The sequence below is a fragment of the Aquimarina macrocephali JAMB N27 genome, assembly GCF_000520995.1.
Classification (GTDB): domain Bacteria; phylum Bacteroidota; class Bacteroidia; order Flavobacteriales; family Flavobacteriaceae; genus Aquimarina; species Aquimarina macrocephali.
Map to the genome: position 1 here is coordinate 1 of NZ_JACA01000113.1, position 521 is coordinate 521.

Genomic DNA, 521 nt, shown 5'->3' on the forward strand with positions numbered 1-521 from the left:
GACATTTCACACAAAATGATATGCTGCTGGGAGTAATTCTCATGATTAGTAGATGTTCTTGTATCTTCTTCCCAAACTGAATTCAAAAGCAATGTCCCTACAATTTTACTTTGTTCTTGTAGCTTTATAGCTTTAATTTTTTCTAATGCCTCTATTTGTGTAAGTTTTCCTCCGGAAATATCTTGGAATACTTTTTTTAGGTTTTCCTTCATCTTTTCTTTCAAATTTTCTTAAGAATTCAGTCTTTAAACTAATTCCACAGCTTCTTCATCAGAAAGCTCTTTATTTAATACACTTTGAATAAGATTCTGATAATAAGCATCATTAAAGGTTGATGTATCATTAGTATTTCTTTTCAACAAATCATTTGTTGCCATATGCGTAGGTCTATTGCTATTTTTCATAACACGAAAAGCAATTCCCTTAACTTCCACACAAACATTCCCTTCTTGATCACACAGATCAAGGTCAACTTTAATGAGTTTATCCCCAGGTTTACTGTCTTTTGCATAGCGTGCCCA

The 521-nt window shown here is 32.4% G+C and carries 2 protein-coding genes; both read right to left on the reverse strand.

Features of this window, described 5'->3' with window-relative positions; translation table 11 throughout:
- The coding region (locus Z054_RS29585) for a hypothetical protein (RefSeq protein WP_035093862.1) at positions 1-212 on the reverse strand (212 nt) is incomplete at its 3' end.
- Positions 213-245: 33 nt separating this feature from the next.
- A partial coding sequence (locus tag Z054_RS32020; RefSeq protein WP_035093864.1) for a hypothetical protein occupies positions 246-521 on the reverse strand: 276 nt, incomplete at its 5' end.